Origin of the sequence: Streptococcus mitis (assembly GCF_003944325.1) — a bacterium.
Taxonomy (GTDB): Bacteria; Bacillota; Bacilli; order Lactobacillales; family Streptococcaceae; genus Streptococcus; species Streptococcus mitis_CW.
In genome coordinates this window covers 1-2,598 of the sequence record NZ_RJPX01000069.1, presented here as the reverse complement: position 1 = coordinate 2,598, position 2,598 = coordinate 1, and the positions used below count along the sequence as shown (strand labels likewise).

Annotated in this window: 4 protein-coding genes and 1 pseudogene; 2 read left to right on the top strand and 3 right to left on the bottom strand. The window is 32.8% G+C overall.

Annotated elements, in window-relative coordinates; genetic code table 11:
• The 3 genes and pseudogenes from D8787_RS10985 to D8787_RS10975 form a co-directional block, all read right to left on the bottom strand.
• The coding region (locus tag D8787_RS10985) for a hypothetical protein (RefSeq protein WP_142999770.1) at positions 1-413 on the bottom strand (413 nt) is incomplete at its 3' end.
• A gap of 234 nt (positions 414-647) precedes the next feature.
• The gene (locus tag D8787_RS10980) at positions 648-776 is read right to left on the bottom strand and encodes a lasso RiPP family leader peptide-containing protein (RefSeq protein WP_024057171.1); all 129 of its coding nucleotides are present in this window, start codon (positions 774-776) and stop codon (positions 648-650) included.
• Positions 777-1,027: 251 nt separating this feature from the next.
• Positions 1,028-1,246, bottom strand: a pseudogene (locus D8787_RS10975) (CHAP domain-containing protein); the annotation flags it as partial.
• A gap of 198 nt (positions 1,247-1,444) precedes the next feature.
• Between D8787_RS10975 and D8787_RS10970 the strand changes: the two are divergent.
• Positions 1,445-2,206, top strand: a complete 762-nt coding sequence (locus D8787_RS10970) for an IS110 family transposase (protein WP_125423836.1) — start codon at positions 1,445-1,447, stop codon at positions 2,204-2,206.
• A 68-nt stretch (positions 2,207-2,274) separates the two neighbouring features.
• Positions 2,275-2,397 carry a transposase gene (locus D8787_RS12155; protein WP_185776812.1) on the top strand — a complete coding sequence of 41 codons (123 nt, stop codon included), beginning with the start codon at positions 2,275-2,277 and terminating at the stop codon, positions 2,395-2,397.
• The last annotated feature ends 201 nt before the right edge of the window (positions 2,398-2,598 follow it).

Below are 2,598 nucleotides of genomic sequence, written 5' to 3'. Positions count from 1 at the left end.
CCAATTTTTAATGTAGAACTATACGATTGTATAGAAATGGAGTTTCTACTATCTAAAATGATATACTTAAAAATATCTGTTTTATATATTTTTTTCCACATAGAGTAAGATTGTAACAGGTGTATGGGTAATCCTAGAATTAAATATTTTGCTAACTGATTATTATCAAACTCTAGTGAATACTCCCTAGCAATTTCAATTTCTGAATCACTTATGACAATATTTTCACCATCATGAAACCAACATAATTCAGTACCTAAAAAAGTATTATAAGCAAATATTTTATCATTCTTTTTTACAATAAAAATACCTTTATGAATTGACTCGAAAGCTTTTTCTATAAAATTTAGATTGTCAACAATTTTTAGTAAATCATTTAATTCCTCCTTGTAAATTTCTAAACCATAAATCATATTATTTCCGTAACTTAACTGAATATAATTCTCTCTAGTTAAAAATATAATTCTAGTCTTTAATTCAAACTTTCTAATCATAATATCTGAACCTTTATTTTATTGTGAGATAATATCTATCAAAATATAATATAATTATTAAAAATAAAGTGCTTCAAAATTCTAGGGTTCTGATAATTTCGAAACACTTTATCTAAAAAGCAATATGATAGAATTACTTATCACAAACCATTGTTAATAATTAATAACAATTTGAAATACTGCACGACCACCAAAAATATCAGTAAACTTACCAAACCAAAGACCATTAGTATCTTTTTTAAAGTTTGCTACTTTTTCAAATATAGGTTTATTATATTTCATAACCAAATTTTCTTTCTACCATACTCAAACAATATCAGAACTCTATTACTTGAGTATGAAAAATTTTGTTTAAAAACTTTACATTTTCTAAACAACTACAGTTTACATTTAAATTTTCGGATTTTTTTCAGAATTTAGAGAGTAAAAATGAAAATAAAAAAGATTTAAAATTCTTTGCCCTATTTCAAGAAGATAACAAATAGAATTTTAAATCTTTATAGAGTCTAAATCTTCGGTTAAATCTTAATATTTTATTTCACCGTATAAGCAAAACTGATGGCATTATCTGCTTGCGATATTTTTCTAAATGTATAGTTAGGGTTGCCACCATAGTTAGTTTCAGACACAAGGAAAGAACCATCATCATAGACCTTCTCTACAAAAGCCAAATGACCATAGTCTGCTGGTGTACCATGTGTACCTCCCACAAAAGAAACAATAGCACCTGCTTTTGGTGTGGAACCCGTTTCTTCACAGAAAAAGATGTTTAGCCTATAATGAAGATGAACAATACCAATCCGTGGTGTTTAATAGGGCTTTTCCTAGCCTGTTAAAAAAACTGGATGAACAAGAGTCATGAGATAACTCGAATATGCCTTGAGCATGAAAATAAAATTACTAGTAGCCTCTTGTTCTATTGTTCAAATAGTTAACAGGAGGTTTTTATAATGGAAGTCATGATTGAAACGTGTTGTGGTATTGATGTCCACCAAAAATCCATTGTTTGTTGTATTCTAGATGGTCCACTAGATACCAATAAGCCAAAGAAAATTCAGAAGAAATTTGGGACAACTACTGTAGCTCTTCACAATGCCTTAGATTGGTTGGTGGAAAACCATGTCACACATGTCTTTTTTGAAAGTACTGGGCAATATTGGCTCCCTCTCTTTAATATCTTTTCAGATTCTAATCTCGTCTTGGTACTTGCCAATCCTCAACATATCAAGAATGTGCCTGGTCGAAAAACAGACATGAAAGATGCCGAATGGATTGCTCAACTCGGCCGTTGCGGACTAATTGAACTTTCCTATATCCCTTCCCCTGAAGTAGTACAGCTTCGTTTACTGACACGTCGCATGCGTTCTTACAAGCAGCGTCAAACTCAAGTCAAAAATGAAATTCACAATCTCTTACAACGGGCCAATATCAAGCTAACAAGTTATCTTTCTGATATTTTTTCTAAGACAGGGCGATCACTTTTAAAATTATTTATTAACGGAGAAACCATTAATGTAGAATCTGTTATCCCTTGTATCCAAAAGCGAGTGAAAGCAAGTCCAGAAGAACTTGTTGAAGCGATGGAAGGAAAGTTGTCACTAGAAGACCGCTTTCTCTTAGACCAGAGCTTAGAGGAATATCAGATGTATCAGGAACTCATTGAAAAATTGACCGATGAAATTCAACACTACATCGAAAAGGAGTTCCCCTGAGGAAAATAGGATACTTCAAACCATTCCTGGTGTGAACGAAAACTGTGCTGCCACTATTCTAGCTGAGATTGGACCAACTTACAGCTTTTCCATCCGATGCACACTTAGCATCATGGTCTGGACTATGCCCAGGGTCTTATGAAAGTGCTGGCATTAAAAAATCCTCACACATCACGCAAGGAAATCGCTAAATAAAACAGGCTTTGACCATGTCGGGATTAATTGCAGCACATTCCAAGGATCCAGCTTTTTCTTCTTTTTACAATCGAATTTCCCAAAGAGTAAGCAAGATGAAAGACGTCATTGCTTATGCTCATAATACTCTCAGAATCATTTACAAACTACTCTCCACCAAGCATACTTATTAGAAGAGAAAGGGTTAGGACTGAGGG